General features: G+C 38.4%; 20 protein-coding genes. 15 read left to right on the top strand and 5 right to left on the bottom strand.

Features of this window, described 5'->3' with window-relative positions:
- Nucleotides 1-1,033: 1,033 nt before the first annotated feature.
- Complete coding sequence (gene dcd, locus BM107_RS12515; protein ID WP_090983786.1) at nt 1,034-1,570, bottom strand: dCTP deaminase; 537 nt, start codon at nt 1,568-1,570, stop codon at nt 1,034-1,036.
- 71 nt (nt 1,571-1,641) lie between these two features.
- Between dcd and BM107_RS12510 the strand changes: the two genes are divergently transcribed.
- From BM107_RS12510 to BM107_RS12490, 5 genes are all read left to right on the top strand, one after another.
- Nucleotides 1,642-2,289 carry a 4'-phosphopantetheinyl transferase family protein gene (locus tag BM107_RS12510; protein WP_090983784.1) on the top strand — a complete coding sequence of 216 codons (648 nt, stop codon included), beginning with the start codon at nt 1,642-1,644 and terminating at the stop codon, nt 2,287-2,289.
- 11 nt (nt 2,290-2,300) lie between these two features.
- Nucleotides 2,301-3,029 (top strand): lipoyl(octanoyl) transferase LipB, encoded by a 729-nt coding sequence (gene lipB, locus BM107_RS12505; protein ID WP_090983782.1) that lies wholly within the window; start codon nt 2,301-2,303, stop codon nt 3,027-3,029.
- A gap of 42 nt (nt 3,030-3,071) precedes the next feature.
- Nucleotides 3,072-3,797 carry an SGNH/GDSL hydrolase family protein gene (locus BM107_RS12500; RefSeq protein ID WP_090983781.1) on the top strand — a complete coding sequence of 242 codons (726 nt, stop codon included), beginning with the start codon at nt 3,072-3,074 and terminating at the stop codon, nt 3,795-3,797.
- A gap of 88 nt (nt 3,798-3,885) precedes the next feature.
- A complete protein-coding gene (locus BM107_RS12495; RefSeq protein WP_090983779.1) occupies nt 3,886-4,392 on the top strand; it encodes a DUF5684 domain-containing protein in 507 nt (168 codons plus the stop codon).
- A 7-nt stretch (nt 4,393-4,399) separates the two neighbouring features.
- Entirely contained in the window at nt 4,400-4,723 is a 324-nt protein-coding gene (locus tag BM107_RS12490) for a DUF2752 domain-containing protein (RefSeq protein WP_090983777.1), read from the top strand.
- Here the strand turns inward: BM107_RS12490 and BM107_RS12485 are convergent, their stop codons facing one another.
- The gene (locus BM107_RS12485; protein WP_090983775.1) at nt 4,724-5,467 is read right to left on the bottom strand and encodes an RDD family protein; all 744 of its coding nucleotides are present in this window, start codon (nt 5,465-5,467) and stop codon (nt 4,724-4,726) included.
- A 195-nt stretch (nt 5,468-5,662) separates the two neighbouring features.
- Between BM107_RS12485 and BM107_RS12480 the strand changes: the two genes are divergently transcribed.
- The 6 genes from BM107_RS12480 to BM107_RS12455 all read left to right on the top strand — a co-directional run bounded on the left by BM107_RS12480 (nt 5,663) and on the right by BM107_RS12455 (nt 11,786).
- Nucleotides 5,663-6,610: a stage II sporulation protein M gene (locus BM107_RS12480; RefSeq protein ID WP_090983773.1), complete on the top strand. Its 948-nt coding sequence runs from the start codon at nt 5,663-5,665 to the stop codon at nt 6,608-6,610.
- A gap of 1 nt (nt 6,611) precedes the next feature.
- Nucleotides 6,612-7,496: a hypothetical protein gene (locus tag BM107_RS12475; RefSeq protein WP_090983771.1), complete on the top strand. Its 885-nt coding sequence runs from the start codon at nt 6,612-6,614 to the stop codon at nt 7,494-7,496.
- Nucleotide 7,497: 1 nt separating this feature from the next.
- Nucleotides 7,498-8,226, top strand: coding sequence for a DUF4129 domain-containing protein (locus tag BM107_RS12470; RefSeq protein WP_090983769.1), 729 nt, complete (start codon nt 7,498-7,500; stop codon nt 8,224-8,226).
- Nucleotides 8,223-9,413: a DUF4350 domain-containing protein gene (locus BM107_RS12465; protein WP_090983767.1), complete on the top strand. Its 1,191-nt coding sequence runs from the start codon at nt 8,223-8,225 to the stop codon at nt 9,411-9,413. The genes BM107_RS12470 and BM107_RS12465 overlap by 4 nt, the downstream gene beginning before the upstream one ends.
- Nucleotides 9,394-10,371: an AAA family ATPase gene (locus BM107_RS12460; protein ID WP_090983765.1), complete on the top strand. Its 978-nt coding sequence runs from the start codon at nt 9,394-9,396 to the stop codon at nt 10,369-10,371. Before BM107_RS12465 ends, BM107_RS12460 begins: the two co-directional genes overlap by 20 nt.
- A gap of 68 nt (nt 10,372-10,439) precedes the next feature.
- Nucleotides 10,440-11,786: a DUF58 domain-containing protein gene (locus BM107_RS12455; RefSeq protein ID WP_090983763.1), complete on the top strand. Its 1,347-nt coding sequence runs from the start codon at nt 10,440-10,442 to the stop codon at nt 11,784-11,786.
- 75 nt (nt 11,787-11,861) lie between these two features.
- On the opposite strand, the gene BM107_RS12450 is transcribed toward BM107_RS12455, so the two are convergent.
- The 3 genes from BM107_RS12450 to BM107_RS12440 form a co-directional block, all read right to left on the bottom strand.
- Nucleotides 11,862-12,422, bottom strand: coding sequence for a transposase (locus BM107_RS12450; protein ID WP_208864381.1), 561 nt, complete (start codon nt 12,420-12,422; stop codon nt 11,862-11,864).
- A 186-nt stretch (nt 12,423-12,608) separates the two neighbouring features.
- Nucleotides 12,609-13,667 (bottom strand): nucleoid-associated protein, encoded by a 1,059-nt coding sequence (locus BM107_RS12445; protein ID WP_090983814.1) that lies wholly within the window; start codon nt 13,665-13,667, stop codon nt 12,609-12,611.
- Between the two features lie 117 nt (nt 13,668-13,784).
- A complete protein-coding gene (locus tag BM107_RS12440) occupies nt 13,785-14,357 on the bottom strand; it encodes a TlpA family protein disulfide reductase (protein WP_090983812.1) in 573 nt (190 codons plus the stop codon).
- A gap of 363 nt (nt 14,358-14,720) precedes the next feature.
- On the opposite strand from BM107_RS12440, the gene BM107_RS12435 reads away from it, so the two are divergent.
- The 4 genes from BM107_RS12435 to BM107_RS12420 are packed head-to-tail and all read left to right on the top strand — an operon-like array spanning nt 14,721 to nt 19,780.
- Nucleotides 14,721-15,404 (top strand): TetR/AcrR family transcriptional regulator, encoded by a 684-nt coding sequence (locus BM107_RS12435; protein ID WP_159435237.1) that lies wholly within the window; start codon nt 14,721-14,723, stop codon nt 15,402-15,404.
- Nucleotides 15,404-17,071: a peptidase domain-containing ABC transporter gene (locus BM107_RS12430; RefSeq protein WP_090983759.1), complete on the top strand. Its 1,668-nt coding sequence runs from the start codon at nt 15,404-15,406 to the stop codon at nt 17,069-17,071. Before BM107_RS12435 ends, BM107_RS12430 begins: the two co-directional genes overlap by 1 nt.
- Nucleotides 17,072-17,082: 11 nt before the next feature.
- Nucleotides 17,083-18,390 (top strand): HlyD family secretion protein, encoded by a 1,308-nt coding sequence (locus tag BM107_RS12425; protein ID WP_090983757.1) that lies wholly within the window; start codon nt 17,083-17,085, stop codon nt 18,388-18,390.
- The gene (locus BM107_RS12420; RefSeq protein ID WP_159435236.1) at nt 18,374-19,780 is read left to right on the top strand and encodes a TolC family protein; all 1,407 of its coding nucleotides are present in this window, start codon (nt 18,374-18,376) and stop codon (nt 19,778-19,780) included. The genes BM107_RS12425 and BM107_RS12420 overlap by 17 nt, the downstream gene beginning before the upstream one ends.
- The last annotated feature ends 115 nt before the right edge of the window (nt 19,781-19,895 follow it).

Below are 19,895 nucleotides of genomic sequence, written 5' to 3'. Positions count from 1 at the left end.
TGATATAAAAATCAATATGATTGACGTTTTTTCCTTCGCACAATTCTTGCCTCGGCTCACCGCCGCCGAAGGGCTCTTACTTTTTGGCATCAAAAAGTAACAAAAAATGCCGGCTGAAAATTTTTCTTTCAAAGCCAGTGTTATGGCTAGAACAGTGCAGTCCGAAAAATTTATTAGGCCGGTTTTAAGTAGAACGGTGATACGGTGCTATGGCCTAGCTATACGGAAATGCATGATGCCGCATTCTGCTCATTAATAGGTAATTACAAAATAACGTCAATGGTAGTGAAACGAAGGATCTTTAATTGTGTAAGTTACCAACTTATTAAAGATTCTTCACTACGTTCAGAATGACAGCAAGGGGATGCACCCGATTCTTCTATCGGGACCACTTTGAAACGAGCATATAGCAGTTCTTGGCAGCGCTAGTCCCGCTCAATCAGGTTTAGGAACAAAAGTTTGTGCACATGGAAACCCTAAAAATACAATACTGCTTTAGCCAAATAGCCCCGGTTGCAGCGCTACCCTGCAGCAACGAGGCACGAGGCAGCGAAGCGTAAAACAGGAGGAAACTCAGTGTTTTTGTACTAACCCTGCGCTCCAAAAAATGCTGCATCTTTTTTATCAGGAAACGAGCGGTTCCTGGTTACTGGGAGGCGCTAGTCCCGCTTTCGCTTATAGTCCTCGCTGCGCTCCGGGCTATTCCGCTCAATCGGGTTTAGGAACAAAGGTTTGTGCAACTGGCAATCCTACAAATGAAATACGGGTGTAGCCAAATAGCCCCGGTTGCAGCGGTACCGTGCAGCAACGAAGCACGAGGCAGCGAAGCGTACAAGCGGAAAACGGGAGGAAACTCAGTGTTTTGTACTAAACCTGTGCTCCAAAAAATGACGCTTTTTTTAATCACCAAGCAAGCGGTTCGTGGTTTGGGAAGCGGGCATGCAGTATCGCATGGCAGCCTCAATTCTTCTTGAGGACCAGTCTTTTCAAGCTTTCAGCTTTGAGAATAGATATATCCCCGGAACAATATAGTTTAGAATTTATTTTTCCACATCATGCTTTCTACCGGCCTGGTGGTTTTATTATTATATTTCGCGTTACCCTTTGAGTTATACATGGTTTCAATGTTCCCTTCAACAACAAAATAAATCAATTGGCCAATAGGCATTCCGGCATAAACTTTTACCGGTTGTGCTACCGATATTTCCAATGTCCAGGTATTACAAAATCCAACATCTCCCTTCCCTGCTGTGGCATGGATATCAATCCCTAATCGCCCGGTACTGCTTTTCCCTTCTAAAAAAGGTACATGCACATGCGTTTCAGTATATTCTACCGTAACACCAAGGTATAAGGTACCCGGGTAAAGAATGTAACCATCTTTGGGAATTTCGAAATGTTCGATTTCGTTATGCGCCTTCGCATCAAGCACGCGACTTTTATAGGTAGCCAGATATTTCCCTAAATGCACATCATATGAGTTGGTTCCTAAACACTCGCGTTTAAAAGGCTCAATGATGATTGTTCCCTTCTCCATTTCTTCTAATATCCTGCTATCAGATAATATCATTTTTATACGTATTTTTGGCCTAAATTATCATTTATTTAAGATAATTTTGCATGTAATCTCCAATTTAATCAATGCCAATAATTTACCACAAAAATATTGATCAGCATTCTGTTTTAGCCATTTGGAAAATTGAGGAAACAGAAGAAGAGTTGTTGGCCGGACTGCAGCTTAAGCAGCATGAACATGACATTATTTCATCGCTAAACAGTGGCAAAAGGCTATTGCACTGGTTAAGCACGAGGTTGCTTTTGAGAACCATGTTGAATACAACAGAATATATCGACTGCCAGTTTGATGAACATGGCAAACCTTATCTGGTTAATTTTGACTACCATATTTCGTTAAGCCATTCGTATGATTATGCTGCCGTAATGATTAGCAAAGACCACCCTGTTGGTATTGATATTGAACTTATTAAACACAAAATAAAAAGCATTAAACACAAGTTTTTAAGCGATTTGGAGCTTGCCCAAAAACAGATTGGCGATAACACAGATGGCTTATATGTAGCCTGGTGTGCCAAAGAGGCTATTTATAAGTGGCATGGAAAAAAAGGACTGGAATTTAAGCAACATATCCATATTAAACCTTTTAAGCTAAAAAACGAAGGCTCATTAAATGCACTTGTGGAACTGCCTTCGGGTATGCGGGAGTTGACTATTAATTACTTTAAAACCAAAGACGGATACATGTTGGGCTATGTAGCCGGCAATTCTTAATATACATAGAGATGAATGAGATAGCAGATAAAGCAATTGCCAAGGATTTAAAACCAACCATTTTTGCAGACTGGGGCTTAACAGACTACCAGCAGGCATGGGATAAACAGGAAGATCTGCTCAATAAAACGGTGGCCATTAAAACAGAAAACCGGATAAACAACACCAATAAGCCTACGCCAAACCATCTTATATTTTGCGAGCATCCGCATGTTTATACGTTAGGCAAAAGCGGACATCCCGAAAACCTGCTGTTGGATGAACAGGGATTAAAAGATAAACAAGCCACCTACTATAAAATAAACCGGGGTGGCGACATTACTTACCATGGCCCGGGGCAGATTGTTGGCTACCCGATCCTTGATCTTGATAACTTCTTTACCGATATCCATTTATATCTGCGCACCCTGGAGGAAGCCGTTATCCTTACCTTAAAAGATTATGGAATAGAAGCAGGCCGTTATCCCGGCTTTACGGGGGTCTGGTTAGATGCCGACAATGAAAAGGCACGCAAGATATGTGCCATGGGCGTGCGTTGCAGCCGCTGGGTGACCATGCATGGGTTTGCCTTTAATGTAAATGTAGATTTAGATTATTTCAAGAATATTGTTCCCTGTGGCATTGATGATAAGGCGGTAACCTCTTTGGCCAAAGAATTAGGACATCAGCTGGATATGGAAGAAGTTAAAGGCAAACTGAAAAACCATATAGCTAAATTATTTAAGATGAAGCTGGTTTAGTAGCGATAAAACCAAGTTGGAGGTTACTTCGTAAATCGAGTGATGAAGATTTTATTAAGCGCTATTTTATTTTCTTTCTTAACTTCGGGCTGTACTAAAAAAGCCCCGATGATTAACGAGCCGACAACCAATCCAGCTACAAATCCTTCAAAAGGAACAGGAAATTTTACTTATTTAGCCCTCGGCGATTCTTATACAATCGGCGAATCGGTGAAGCAAGCAGAATCTTTTCCTTATCAGCTTCAGGGTTTATTACAGGCTCAAAACCTCACTGTAGCCAATCCTAAAATTATTGCAGTTACAGGCTGGACCACCAATGAGCTTCAGGCGGCCATTAAAAGCGAAAATTTAACTGGTACCTTTAGTTTTGTTACGCTTTTAATTGGTGTAAACAATCAGTACCGGGGCTACCCGTTAAACACCTATAAAAAGGAATTTTCAGAATTGTTACAAACGGCAATCACTTATGCAGGAGGCAATAAATCTAGGGTTTTTGTGGTTTCCATACCCGATTGGGGTGCTACCCCTTTTGGCAAAAACTCCGGAAGAAGCACACAAACCATTGCAAGTGAAATTGATAGTTTTAACGCCGCCAATCAGGAAATAACACTTGCAGCCGGCGTGAGCTACACCAATATCACACCTGCATCCAGAAATGCATCGACTGATCAATCGCTGGTAGCAGACGATGGATTGCACCCAAGTGGTAAAATGTATGCCGAATGGGCTAGCGCTTTATTCCCCAAAGTATCTGCTGTGTTGAAATAATTCAACGCTCATTTATACTGTTTTTAAATTAAAAAATTTATTTTAGTTCGACAATTTAAATTAATCACCTATTAAAAAACAGAAATCTATGAATGAGTATGAATCAAGCGGAGTAGCCGCGGGCATTGGAGGCGGTATTGCAATCTTATATCTTGCAATAATCGTAGTAATGATTGTGGGCATGTGGAAAGTGTTCGAAAAAGCGGGCAAACCAGGTTGGGCAGCTATTATCCCTATCTACAACTTAATTATTTTATTAGAAATTGTTGGCAAACCCATGATTTGGATTTTATGGTTAATCATTCCTTGCGTTAACGTTGTATTTGCCATCTGGCTTTACAACTTGGTTAGCAAAAGCTTTGGAAAATCGGAAGGTTTTACTGTTGGTATGGTTATTTTCCCTTACATTTTCTGGCCAATCTTAGGTTTTGGAGATGCTAAATACTTAGGCCCGTCAGCGGCAGAAGCACAAAATGGAGGTTTTGGGAACAATCCTTTTAACAATCCAAATAACCCTTTTAACAGCACAAACAATCCTTTCAACAAACCAACTGATCATCAAAATAACCCCAATGATACTCCACCGGTAGTATAATTTTAGGATGTTTATCATATTTATATTTTGCAGCTTAATCAACCTGGTTGATTGGCTGCAAAATCATTTAATCCCCTGTCCTTTTAAAGCTTTAACAGGAATCGATTGTCCGGGTTGTGGCTTTCAAAGATCTTTTATTGCACTGATCCAAGGCGATTTATCAAAAAGCTGGTCGCTTTATCCACCTACTATTCCTTTACTGTTTTTATTTATCTCAACTGCATTATTGTATAAATTTCAGTTTAGACAACGTTCCTTTATCTTTCAAACATTGGTTATCCTTGTCGGTAATTTTGTAATGATCTGCTATTTGAAAAAAATGTTTTTTTAGCTAAACACTCATATTAGCTGTAAGGTGGTTATAATCCTTTAATACCGTTTCTAAAAACTGCAATTCGTTCATTCCTGCCGGAATGTTTACCAGAATATGGGCTTTGGTTTTTGCCGCCATGGCATAAATCAAATCGGCATTCCCTGTTTGATAATAGCTGGTTAATACTTCATGAACAAGCTCTATATCCCGATCATTTAAATGCAGTACTTCTTTAAAATTCGGTTCATATTCTTCAGGCAGACTAAAGCTGAATGCTACATTGGTCAATTCGGTGCGTGGTTTGGTTTTAATTAATGTGGTTTTAGCCAGTAAATCTCCCAATCGCTGGTGATTTTTAGTTACTGCTACCGATACCAGCGCAACGACGCCCCACCCAAAAGGAAAGCCAAAATCAATCATCCGGAATAACCACCTAAAAATATACTGCCCCAAGGTTGGCTGTGTACCGTCTATGCTGATCACCTTGATCTTTAGCGCTTTTTTTCCAAAGGTTTGTCCATCCATGGTGATTTCGCAAACCAGATCGTAAAAAACAAAAATGGCCAGGAAAATAAAAAAAATAATCATTGCAGCAATTCCAGACATCGCCATCTGGGCAGCGCCCATAACTACCAGGGTAATTACAGCAAGAATTGCAAATCCGGCCAAGTCTATACATCTTGCAGCTATCCGTTCTCCAAGGCCGGCAATCTCGTAATCAATATCAACATTCTGAGCCGTGCTAATTCTGATGGTATCCATATTCAAACATAATTTTTTTTAAGATAATAGCCGCAGGGAAATCTTTATTTTTTGAAACTAAAGATTTATTATATTTTCAATAGCGCTGGTTTAACTATGTATATTTATTTGCCGGGTAAAACATATGGAAATAAATCGGGTTTTATTTCCATAAAAATTTAGCTATTTTAACCCAAGATTTGGTAACGCCTTTAAATGAGAGAAGCATTATTTGTTAAACAAAATTCGAAGAAGTGGCAGCATTACGATTCGATGCAACAGGCAAGTCCTGATGAAGTGGCTAATCAGTTTATCGAGATCACCAATGATCTGGCCTACTCAAAAACATTTTATCCAAATTCGAAAACTACGGCCTACCTCAATGGCCTGGCTTCCAAATTACACCAATCTGTTTATAAAAATAAGAAAGAAAAATCGAACCGCTTTATCCATTTCTGGAAAACCGAACTCCCCTTAATATTCTTCGAACATCGAAAACAGGTACTATATGCCCTGGTATTTTTCTTGGTTTCCTGCGCCATTGGCGCCTTATCGGCTAAATACGATGATACTTTTGTCCGTTTGATTATGGGCGATGCCTATGTAAATATGACTAACGAGAATATTGCAAAGGGTGATCCTTTTGGCGTGTATAAGCAGAGTAATGAATTCATGATGTTTATGCAAATTGGGTTTAACAATATTTTTGTTGCACTATACACTTTTGTTTTGGGCATCATATTTTCTTTCGGATCTGTTGTTTCCCTATTCAGAAATGGCATCATGCTCGGCTCATTCCAATATTTCTTTTTTAGCAAAGGCCTGGGCTTTCAATCAGTTCTGGTGATCTGGATTCATGGGACATTGGAAATTTCGGCTATTGTTTTGGCAGGTGCGGCAGGTTTAGTTTTGGGCAACAGTCTTTTGTTCCCCAAAACCTATACCCGAATGGCTTCGGTATTAAAAGGTGCAAAAGATGGGTTAAAAATCGTAATAGGCCTGATTCCCATTTTTATCGTGGCTGCGTTTTTTGAAAGCTTTGTTACCCGACATACCGGAATGCCTTTATGGCTAAGTCTACTGATTTTACTGTCTTCTGCAGCTTTTATCATCTGGTATATATTTATTTACCCCATTAAAATCCACCATAATAAGCAATATTAATATGCTAGGGAAAATTGAATTTAAGAAAAGAAGGGATTTCGGACAAGTGATCAATGATACCTTTACCTTTATACGCCAAAATTTTAAGCCACTCATTAAAATATACTTTACCTTTTGTGGACTGTTTGTATTGGCCAGCATGTTAACCATGTTATTGCAGCAATATAAAATGGTTAATATTATCAATACTATTGGTAATGGAAGAAACAGCAATGGCTTAGGCTTTTCTGGATTATACGGAATAGAATATTTTCTTTCTATTTTATTTTCTCTGGCCTCTTATACCAGTATGAGTGTTGCCATACTTTCTTACATAGCCATTTACGTAAAAAAAGACAACCAAACACCTACTACTGATGAAGTATGGGGGTACTTTAAATATTACTTCTTCAGGATTTTTGGCAGTTCTTTTTTGTTAATCATGATGTTGATCATCGCTTTTGTGTTTTGCCTCGTGCCTGGCTTTTGGTTATTCCCATATGTGGCCATGATGTTTCCCATAATGGTGATTGAAAATGGTTCACTGGGCTATTCCTTCGGTAGAAGTTTTAATATCATTAAAGACAATTTCTGGGTTACGTTTGGCACGCTGATCGTGGTATGGATTATTGTTTATGCCTGTATGAGCATGATTATTTTACCTACCAGCCTGTTTAATATGATTGGGATGTTTACGCATGAAAGCCCGCACATGTCGTTAACACTTACCATGATCACAACGGTTCTGCAGTCATTATGCCAGGTGTTTACCATTATCCCTATTATTACCATATCATTATCCTATTTCAGTTTGGTTGAACAAAAAGAAAGTACCGGCTTAATGGAAAGGATTTCTAATTTCGGCAATACCGAAAAACTTATTGATACCAGACCTGAAGAATATTAAAATGCAACGCGCAATACTCCGATACCTTCTCGCTTCAGTTTTGTTTTTTATTCCGGTAATCAGCAAAGCGCAAACCGTTAAGCCTAAATCTGTTATTAAAGAGATCAGGGTGGATAGCACTCAACTTACTCCTTTAAAATTCGATAAAGATTCCATTGGTAGTTATAAAGAACAGAAAGAATTTCAATATGATGAAATCGGCGAACAGCAATTGTCGTGGTGGGATAAATTCTGGATGTGGTTCTGGCGTTTATTCGGTTCCTTAATTCAGGATGCAAGCTCTAATTTAATTTCTAGGTATATTTTTATCGGACTAGGTATAGCACTTATTTTATTTATCGTAATCAAAGTTATCGGGGCCGAGAACATATTCAGGAAAAAATCTAAAGCCACAATCCTTCCGTACGATGTAATTACCGAAAATATCCATGACATAGATTATGAACAGGAATTGCAAAGGCTGGTTGCAGAGAGAAAATTCCGCCTGGCCGTTAGGCTTCTATATTTAAGGGCATTAAAAAAACTGAGTGATGCCGAAATCATCCGTTGGCAGCCTGATAAAACCAATTACCATTATTTAATGGAAATCGATAAGCCCGAACTAAGAAACGATTTTAGTAAACTCACCATACAGTTTGATTACATCTGGTATGGCGATTTCCCTATTGATGAAGTAAAATTTGAGCCTATTAACCGATCGTTTAATCAGTTTAACAGCCAGATCAAATGAAAGGTTATAAAATATATCTGATTATTGGTTCCATACTGATCCTCTTGTACCTGGTTGCCCAATACAACAAACCCACCCCAACAAACTGGGCTCCAACCTATGCTGTAAAGGATAAAATTCCTTATGGAACCTACATTTTATACCACCGAATAAAAGATATTTTACCAAAGGCAACAATAAAGCGATCTAAAACTGCTATTTACAACACATTAAAGGGCAAAAACTTTAACAAAACCGCATATTTAATTATTGCACAACAAGCAGAAATCAACAAAACAGATTTCGATCAGCTGGTTAAATACATGCAGACCGGTAATGACGTTTTTATCGCCAGTTATGACCTGGGAAAAACAGGAAAAAACCTAAAGCTTCAGGCACTTAGCGCCATGTCAGCAGAGGGCCGCACACTGAACTTCACCAATCAAAACCTAAAAACGGAGGCAAACTACGGCTTTGCAAGAGGAATTGGCAGCCAATATTATGATAAAATCGATACCAATAAGGCTACTGTACTCGGTGTGAACGGAGATGGCAATCCCAACTTTGTCCGTTACAGCTATGGTAAAGGAAGTCTGTACCTGATTGCGGAGCCAGGTTTTTACACTAATTTTAATCTGCTGGATAAATACGGTGCAGAATATGCCGCTAAAACCTTAAGTTATTTACAAGGAACTCAGCAGCTCATCATTGATGAGTATTTTACTGCACAAAAAACCACCACTACCGATATGCTCAGGGTATTTTTCCAACATCCTGAACTCAAATATGCCTACTACCTGGCCATATTCAGCCTGATCATCTTTGTGCTTTATGATATGAAGCGCCGTCAGAGAATAATTCCAATTGCCGATCCGCTTACCAATTCTTCATTGGCTTTTGTTCATGTGGTAGGCAGCGTTTATTACCACGAACGCAACAACCTTGATATCGCCTTAAAAAAGATCAACTATTTTCTGGAATATTTAAGAACCAGATATTATCTAAAAACCAACGAAATTGACGGGAAATTTGTGCAGGTACTGATGGAGAAAACAGGTATTAACGAAGCATTGGCAAAAACCATTACCAATCATATTACACAGACACCAACCATGGGCAACTTAAGTGATACCCAATTGATTTATTTAAACGAAAGCATAGAACAGTTTTATAAAAATACGCAAAGCAATGGAACAAGAACAGTTTAACCCACGTACGGATTTAAGCGCCTTAAATGAAGCGGTAAATCAGATCAGAAATGTACTTGGAAATATCATTATCGGACAAAAACAAGTTATTGATTTCTTAATTGTTGGTTTGCTTGCCGACGGCCACATCTTAATTGAAGGCGTACCCGGAGTAGCGAAAACACTTAGTGCAAAATTGCTTGCCAAATCCATAGAAGCACAATTTTCGAGGGTACAGTTTACCCCTGATTTAATGCCTTCTGACGTTTTAGGAACTCCGATATTTAATACCAAAACAGGAGATTTTGAATTTAGAAAAGGGCCGATTTTTGGTAATATTATTTTGGTTGATGAGATTAACCGTGCACCAGCCAAAACCCAGTCTGCACTTTTCGAAGTGATGGAAGAACGCCAGGTAACTATTGATGGAGAAACCTACCTTATGGATGAGCCTTTTATGGTTTTGGCCACCCAAAATCCTATTGAGCAGGAAGGCACTTACCGTTTACCCGAAGCGCAATTAGATCGGTTTTTATTTAAAATTGAAGTCAAATACCCTTCACTGGAAGAAGAAACCGAAATTTTAATGGCACAACATAGCCTGGTTAATAAAACATTGCTGAATGAAGTAAAACCGGTATTGTCGATTCAGCAGATACTCGAAGCCAGAAGCGTGATCCGCAGTTTGTTTGTAGAGCCAAAGTTACTGGAATTTATTGCCAGAATTGTAAGCGAAACCCGTAACAACTCATCGCTTTACTTAGGTGCTTCGCCCAGGGCATCATTAGCCATCGTACATAGTGCAAAAGCTTTTGCTGCTATCCAGGGCCGCGATTTTATTACACCTGATGATATCATTGCTGTTGCTATCCCCGTATTGGCACACAGGGTATTATTATCGCCCGAAAAGGAAATGGAAGGATTAACGACAAGCGACATCATACATCAGATCATTAAAAAGATTGAGGTACCGAGATAGGCCAGTTTGCAGTTGCCAGTTTGCAGTTACCAGTTAACCGATTTAAACAATTAACCGATTAAACAACATTGAAAAAATTCTTTCAGCAATATTATAGCAACCTATTCCTGACCGATCGTTTATTCGCGGCTTTAGGATGCTGCATTTTACTTTTTTTGCTGAAGTTCTTTTTTCAGTGGCTAGGTGATATTCCTGAAATTGCAACAGGTGCGGTTATCCTATTATTTTTTATTGATATTTTTATTCTATACCGTATTAACAATGGCATTGAAGCCAGAAGACTAACTTCTAAACGGTTAAGTAACGGCGATGAAAACCCGATACAGATCGAAATAAAAAATGATTATGGCTTTGTGGTAAATGCAAGGGTAATTGACGAGATACCTTTTCAGTTCCAGATACGTGATAAAGATTTTAAGCTCCATTTAAAACCTGCAGAAGTAAAATCAATCCACTATAATTTACGTCCAACAAAACGTGGTGAATATGATTTCGGATTTATCAGGGCCTATATCAGTTCGCCGTTAGGTTTGATTAGCAGGCGTTACAATTTTGATGGTGCCAGTATTTTACCTGTTTTTCCGTCGTTTATCAACCTCGGCCAATACGAACTAATGGCAGCCTCGCGTTATTTAACTGAATTTGGGATTAAAAAGATCAGAAAGATCGGACAAAGCAGTGAATTTGATCAAATTAAAAATTACGTCGGGGGCGACGATATCCGTACGATCAACTGGAAAGCCACTGCAAGAAAAAGCAGTTTAATGGTGAACACCTATGTCGATGAAAAATCACAACATATTTATTGTATTATTGATAAATCGCGTGTGATGCGCATGCCTTTTGAAGGATTAAGCTTACTTGATTATGCCATCAATGCTACCGTGGCGCTTTCGAAAGTAGCCATGCTTAAAGAAGATAAAGCTGGCCTGATTACCTTATCGGAAACGATCGGATCGATCGTACCAGCTGATCGTAAGGCCTCCCAGCTGGGCAGCATTATGAATGTACTTTATAAAGAAAAAACAAGGTATCTTGAAAGCAATCTCGAAGCCCTGTACACTACAGTCCGTTCCGTTGTAAAACAGCGTGGCCTTCTGGTTTTCTTTACCAATTTTGAGAGTTTATCAGCCCTGCAACGTCAGTTACCCTTTTTAAAAAGAATTGCTAAATACCACCTATTGCTGGTTGTATTTTTCGAAAATACCGAATTAAAAGGATTAAGTACAGAACCGGCTAAAGATGTAGAAGGCATTTATCACAAAACCATCGCAGAGAAATTTATCTACGAGAAAAAGCTGATGGTTAAAGAATTGAACAAACATGGCATTTTGGCTATTCTTACCCCACCACAGAAGCTTACCGTAAATGTAATTAATCAATATCTCGCACTAAAGGCACAACAGCGGATTTAGTCATTAGTCTGTAGTCTCAAGTCAATAGTCACCTTATCACCGCATCCTTAGTCTGTGTCCTCACAGACCAAAACATTACAAAAGATTTCTATAATCGGTTAAAAATCCAAAATTATCTGTCCCCGTTTCATAAAATCTGGCTGATGACCAATCATAATCTTCAGGTTTTTCGCATAATTGCCATCTTTCTTGTAAAGGGTTGACATGGATGTAGTCTATTTTCTGTTCAAGTTTATTTTGCGTATCCATAAGAATGGCTAACGGATCCCGTTGCCATAAACGAAAATTTCTTTCTGTATCTGTTACTTTAAAATCTGATAGTTTCTCCGGATGTTGAAGTTTAATATCCTGAAAAATCTGATGGGAAGTAAATTTATTAAAGCTTGCATGAGGCATCTCTTTTCCATTTACCTCAATCATTCGCCATACTATGTGCAGGTGATTTGGCATAATCACAAAAGCATAAACCTCAATCTTTTTCCTCTTAACCAATTCTTCTAAGGTTTTAATGATAATCTGTTTATACTTTTCGGAAGAAAATACCTGGTTCCAATCCTTAACTGTGTCTGTCCAAAAATATACTTCACCTAAAAGCATTTTTGAATTACGATCTTGTCTGAAGAGATTATTTTCCATTATTAAAAATAGAAAATTAACCTCAATGTAATTTAATCATACTATATTATCCTTGGTCTCTGTCCCCACACCAATGTACTGTAATATTTAACGGCTAAATCTTTGTTTCGGTCTGTGAGGACACAGACCGAGGAATTAGGTCCATTGTCGACTTATGACTCAGGACTAAAGACTTAGGACTACCCCCTACTCTTCTTCCCTAAAATATACCTTATAGAAGTTCATCGATTTATCATCGTCATAACCTTTCTCGATCATGTCTTTATTACCGTGAATGTAGATATGGAAATTCTTGTCCAGTTTTAACACGCTTTTATATGCTCTTGCCTGCTTTTTTACGGCTGATTCTGCAATCTCAAAATGATCAGCTATCGGACTTTCGTACTCTTCTTCGTAGTTTTTCTTATAGTTTTTGAACGACTCGATTCCTTCGGCATTGCCAATCACCTCATTTCCAAACTCCTCCATATCAAAGGTTTCTTTTTCTTTGAAATACTTCATAGAGCGGTTTAAGAGATCAATCTTATCTGCTTTGCTGATTTCATATTCATCATCAAGCTTCTGCGTGACAAAATTTTTATAAACGCCTAAAACATTATTGGTCTGGTTATAACTGTCATTCCTGATTTTCAGCTTTAAGAATTCATCTTTCCAATAAACGGCAGAATCGTTGCTACTTTTAGATTGATCCAATACTACAACCTTATAACCTTCTTCTCTTTCTACATTAAAAATCAAACAGCCTTTATCCAACTTATTAATGTTAATCGCTTCCTGTTCATAACTTACATTAAAGCCATCCTGCTCCGGATACACTTTTAAGTAAGTATCTTTTGTTTCAGATTTAAAAATCCCAACTACATCCAATTGTTCGCCCTCTATCTGCACTTTTTCAAAATAGGCAACATACAATTCTCCGGATTTAATTTTTGGATGATTGGCCACATCATATAAATGTTTGGCCAGTTGCTGCGAATCTTCGTGAAAAAGTTCGTTATTCTCAAAAATTTCATGAACGAAATGGAATACTTCGTTCAATTCCAAATTATCGTTAGGATGGTAAAAGCGGTAAACTTCATTCACCTTTTCGAAAGGTTTTAAGAAATACTGCAGCAACAGGTTTCCCAACAATTCATCATCTATCTTCAACGGTGCATCTGATAGTTTATAATATTCTTCAACCAGTTTATTACCCGTATGATGGATGGAAATTTGCTTAAGAGATGCCTCGAAAAATGAAATCATAGGCGCAAAAATAGCAAAATCATTGGTTACCCCATGTCCAAAATTCTCCATCCTTTCTTGTCTCCCTTTCAATTTTCTTTTACTTGGGATCAGCATTCGGTTACTTCTGGCTTTGAGTTAGTTTGCGCTTTTAAACTGAGTTAAAAAATCAACAACCTTTTGATCGGCATAATTGGCCACACCTTCATGTTTGAAGGACAGCCGGCCCTGCTTATCGAAAATAACAGTTGTAGGTAACGCACCCGTAAATAGCTGCTCGGGAATGTTACTTTCTACTTTATAAATTGGCAGGGTATATTTACGGTCAGCCATAAACCGGGATGATTTAGTAAGCTCGCCATCAGCATCTGCAAAAATGAAAATGATATCCTTATCATTTTTAAATTGATCGTATAACTTATTGATCGAAGGCATTTCGGCTCTACATGGCGGACACCAGGTTGACCAAAAGTTGAGAAAAATAACTTTCCCCTTTAAATCGCCAAGATCAACCAGATTTCCGTTAACATCTTTAAACCTGATTCCCTTGAGACCATCAACATTTTCTTTTGGTATCTCAACATTGGGTTTGTAAAAGCCGATCTCCATTAAGCTTTTGATGAAAAATGCCTTTGTGTCAGGCACAAGAACAATTAACAAAAGCATAATGATCAATAGTGCATTGAATATATTTTTTTGGATAAATTTCATTGATTTTATTTCAAATGCAACAATGATAATGAAAATAAATTTTATAAGTAACCATCTACCTTTACGATACATTTTGGCCAGCATTCTAAACCGCAATTTTGTATGAGGCAAACAGTTTCGGGAATAAATACTGCACCTTTAGCTAAGCCATATATAATCTCTAATATCAGGCTCCTGCTATTCCTTTCAGAAATACTTTTTATACCCAATTAATATCCATAACCATAAAAAAGTAAAATTTAAACAAATAATAGTAATACTATCTTTATAAATTGTAAAACAATTGTTTACTTTATAATGACTATTACTCGTCAATGTTTTACATATAATTGTATACGAGAAGACTTTATCCAAAATACCTATATGCAAATCCTATTGAAGTTTAAAATTAATGAAAGCCTGTTTCTTCGTGATCCAGAATCCAGCGAGGTTGGAAAACTGATCGTAGAAAAAGGGATCGACCTGATCCGTGATGTAGGATTTGAGCGGTTTACATTTAAAAAACTTGCTGAAAAGATAAATTCAACGGAAGCGACCATCTATCGGTACTTTGCTTCCAAGTATCGATTATTAATCTATATATTGAACTGGTATTGGTGTTACCTGGAGTTCGTGTCAAAGATGAGTTTACAAGAATTAGGCGATTCCACCCAGAAACTCAAGTTGATTTTGGAAATCATTACCCATAACTTCGACAGCGACTCTCAGATTGTAGATTATGATCTGGAAAAGCTCCATGGCATCGTAATTTCAGAAAGCAGTAAGGCCTATCTGGTCAAAGAGGTTGATGAGATCAACCAGGAGCTTGTATTTAGTCCGCTAAAAAGTTTCTGCCAGTTTGTGGGTCAGGTCATCTTACAGGTCAATCCAAAATTTGCCTATCCAAATGCATTGGCAAGTACGTTATTGGAAACAGCCCATGATCAGCATTTTTTTAGTGAGCACCTTCCCAAACTCGCAGATAACAAATCGAAAATTACGCACAAGAAATATGTATTAAATTATTTGAATTTTCTGGCATTTTCTGCAATTAACTCTTATCAATAATGGCACACGATCAGGATTATACCAAAAGTAGTCGAGCACTATTTAAATATATTACAAAAGAAAAAAAGGATGTAACGGCGATTTACATCTATGCTATACTAAGTGGCTTGGTACAGCTGAGCATTCCTTTAGGTATTCAGGCTATTGTAGGTTTTGTAATGGGTGCCACCATGGTGACCTCTTTATACATACTTATTGGCTTTGTGGTGCTTGGTACTTTTCTTGCAGGCTTTTTCAGATTGAAAGTGATGCAGATTATTGAAAAAATCCAGCAGAAGATTTTTGTGGAATATTCGCTTGCATTTGCCGAAAAACTTCCCAAGGTTGACCTATCAGCCAATAAGAAGTATTATTTGCCAGAACTGGTAAATAGGTTTTTCGATACACAAAATCTCCAAAAGGGTATTTCAAAGATTCTGCTCGAAATTCCCACTGCGTTGATCCAGATCCTTTTTGGGATACTGCTGCTTTCTTTTTACCATCCATGGTTTCTGGTATTTGGATCAATCGTGGTCGTGATCGTGATCATCATCTTTCGGTTTACCATGGCTTCCGGCATTCAATCCAGCCTCGACGAAAGTACCCATAAATATAACGTAGCTTCCTGGCTTGAAGACATTGCAGGATCAATTAAAACCTTCAAGATCAACTCTAAAACCGAAATGCATCTTTCGGGTACAGACGAACGTGTAGTAGAATATCTGGATAGCAGGACCGAACATTTTAAAGTACTGGTTTTCCAGTACAAGGCCATTATAGGCTTTAAAGTTGTTATTACTTTAGTGATGCTTGCGATTGGAACTTATCTTTTAGTGAACCAAAAATTGAATATAGGCGCATTTATTGCTACCGAAATTGTGGTATTAAGCATCATGGCTGCCGTTGAAAAACTGATTAAAAGTCTTGAAAGCTATTACGATGTAGTCGCGGCGCTGGTAAAGCTCGAAAAAGTTACCGATCTGGCAGAAGAGCCTACCGAAAACCTGGCATTGGAACCCAAGCCGGACGGAATGGAGATCAGCTTTAAAGATGTGGTGTTTTCATTCGGGGACCAAAAGCCGATTCTGTCGAACATCAATTTTAATGTCCGGCCAAATACCATTACCCTCATTACGGGGAGCCTTGGTGCCGGCAAATCTTTGCTCATGAACATGATTGCAGGGTTTTATGAACCCACGGGTGGAATTGTATTTTTCGACAAAATCCCATTGAAGAATCTGGAAAAGACATCTTTAAGAGAGCACTTCGGAATGTACATGGATGATATGCAAATCATTAAAGGTACACTACAGGAGAATATCTTGTTAGGCAGAGAAAATATGGGCACTGAAGATATACTTGAACTTTCTGAAGCCATCGGCATAGATAATTTATCGGGAAATTTCACCAATGGCTTCAACACCCAATTGAGCGAAACGGATACCGAGATTTCATTTAGTTCTAGAAAAAAAATCCTGATGCTCAGGGCATTACTTGGAGACAACCGTTTATTATTGCTGGAAGATCCATTGGACGGGATGAATGCCGATTTCCGCACCAAAATGGCAGAACATTTACAGAAACTTAAGGCGCGCGTTACAATAGTAATTGTATCAGATGCGCCAGAGCTTACGCAAATTGCAGATCAGCAATTACATCTTGATAATGGTACCATTCAAAAAATCTAATTTCGTAAGTAATGAAGCTTAAATCAGTAGACCATATTTATCACATCCATAGAGACTCTCGCGTAAAACGTTGGTTTTTCATTTTCATAGGCCTTTGTTTCATCGTATTGTTGCTACCCTGGACTCAAAATATCAAAGCAAGGGGCACAGTAAGCACACTTTATCAAGGCCAACGCCCCCAGCAACTTAATTCACCAATTCCGGGTAGAATTTTAAAGTGGTACGTCAAAAACGGCGACTATGTAAAAAAAGGAGATACGCTCCTTCAATTAGCTGAGGTAAAAGAAGATTACCTGGATCCGCTATTAGTTGAGCGTACCCAACAGCAAGTACAGGCAAAAATCGGAGTGCGTGATTATTATCAGGCCAAAGTGGGCACCACCAACAGCCAACTCAACGCATTAAATGCTTCCAGAGTGCTAAAATTAACCCAGCTAAAGGTAAAAATTGGCCAGTTAAACAATAAGCTTGCTGCCGAAGAAGCAGAACTTGCAGCGGCAAACAATGAATTAAAGCTAAGCGAAGACCAGTATAACCGCCAGAAAAAGATGTACGACGATGGCTTGGTCTCGCTTACACAGTTTCAACAACGAAGCGTATCGTTTCAAAACGTATTGGCTAAAAAAACTGTCATAGAAAATAAGCTGGCTCAAACACGGCAAGAGATCAGAACGGTAAATATTGAGCAGGATGCGGCGATACAGGACTATGCGGAAAAAGTAAGTAAAACTGAAGGCGAACGCTTTCAAAACCTGGGGCAAATAGAGGGCAGCAACGGTGATATTGCCAAACTGCAAAACCAGATAGCGAATTACAAAGCACGGCAGGGACTATACTTTGTACTGGCGTCCCAGGATGGCCAAGTCGTGTCATTAAATAAAGCTGGTATTGGCGAAATTCTTAAAGATACAGAGAGCATAGGAACCATCGTGCCAAATAAAGTAAAATATGCCGTGGAAATATATATAAAACCTGTTGATCTCCCACTGATCAAAGAAGGCCAGAATGTTATGTGCATCTTCGACGGCTTTCCAGCAATCATATTTTCCGGGTGGCCAAATTCCAGCTATGGAACATTTAAAGGCAAAGTGGTTGCAGTCGAAAGCAATATTAGTTCAAACGGTCTTTTTAAAGCATTAGTAATCGAAGATTCGGCAGACAGGCCTTGGCCTCCACAGATCAAAATGGGTACTGGCGTTCAGGGCATAGCCATTTTAAACGATGTACCTGTTTGGTATGAATTATGGCGGAATATAAATGGTTTCCCTCCTGATTATTACACAGTTAAAACTTCAAAAAGTGATGAAAAGACTAAGTAGCCTTGTTTTATTGCTAATGCTGGCTGGTCTGGTACAGTTTGCCAGGGCGCAGGACACCCTAAAACTCTCGCATCAGGAATTTATAGCAGTGGTAAAAAAATATCACCCCCTGGCTTTTCGCTACCGATTACAAAATCAAATTGCAAAAGCAGAGGTTCAAGGTGCAAGAGGTAATTTTGACCCCGTTTTGGCAGCGAAAAATGGCTTGAAAACCATAAATGGCACAGAATATTATAAAGAAAGCACTGTTGAACTGGACATACCAACCTGGTATGGAATATCATTTAACGGGAGCTATAATTACCTTGAAGGGCAGAAATTAAACAATAGCCAGACACCGGGTGGACTATATCAATTCGGTATTACTTTACCGCTGGCCAAAAACTTACTTTACGATAAACGCAGGGCCTTACTGGAACAAGCCAGGTTTGCCACTCAGTTAACAGAGGCAGAACAAATACTGCTTACGAATGACTTAATGCTGGAGGCCGAAAATACCTATTGGGAACTGGTTAAGGCTCATGAGGTATTAAATTTGCAAAACAAGGCAGTAAAAATCAACGAAGACAGGCTGTCGCTAATTAAAAAAACATATCAGTATGGCGAAAAAGCAGCGATTGATACAACTGAAGCACTCTCGCAGCTCCAGAGTTTCCAGGTCAAACAAAAAGATGCCTATCTGGAATTTGTAAAAGCCAATCAACAATTGGTTTTATTTCTTTGGCAGGAAAACCAACAGCCCTACGATATATCGCAACTGATTATTCCTAAAGAGTCTCTTACCGACAATGCAGCTTACCAAAACTATCTGTCGCTCATTAAAGAAATAGATGACTTATCTTTGTCTAACCATGCATCCATTTTGATGTATTCGAGCAAGCTAAACATATTGGAGAGTGAACGCAGGCTAAAATTTCAGAGCCTTTTGCCCAAGATAGACCTCACCTATAACTTCCTCAACAAAGAAAACTACGCTTCCAATTTTTTACCCTTGTTTCAAAATAATTATCAATATGGGTTAAAGCTGGAGATTCCCATTTTTTTGCGACAAGCAAGGGCAGATTACCGAATAGCTAAATTCAAGATCCGGCAAAACCAGCTTGATACTGATTATAAAAAGCAAGAAATAAACACAAAAATCAATAGCTATAAATATCTGGTCGTTAACTATAACCAGCAAATCAGTCTTGCATTTCAAAACACCAGTAATTACCAGCGGCTACTCCAGGCGGAACAAACGAAATATAATAACGGAGAAAGTTCGCTTTTTCTGATCAACGCCCGGGAGACCAAGCTTATCGAAGTTCAAGAAAAACTGTTAGAGTTGAGACTGAAATTTTTGAGGGGATACAATCAGCTAAAATGGACAAAGGAAAACTTCAGGATGTAAACTGGGCTTTTTAATTATAAACCTGAGTTCGATTTATAATTTTTAGAAAAAATTAGTCAATCAAAGTAATTATGCTTATATTTAAGTATCTGACATTCAAATATTTAAACATAAA

This window comes from Pedobacter suwonensis, from assembly GCF_900111825.1.
GTDB lineage: Bacteria > Bacteroidota > Bacteroidia > Sphingobacteriales > Sphingobacteriaceae > Pedobacter > Pedobacter suwonensis.
The sequence above is the reverse complement of the archived record's forward strand: the minus strand, read 5'-3'. Positions and strand labels throughout refer to the sequence as shown.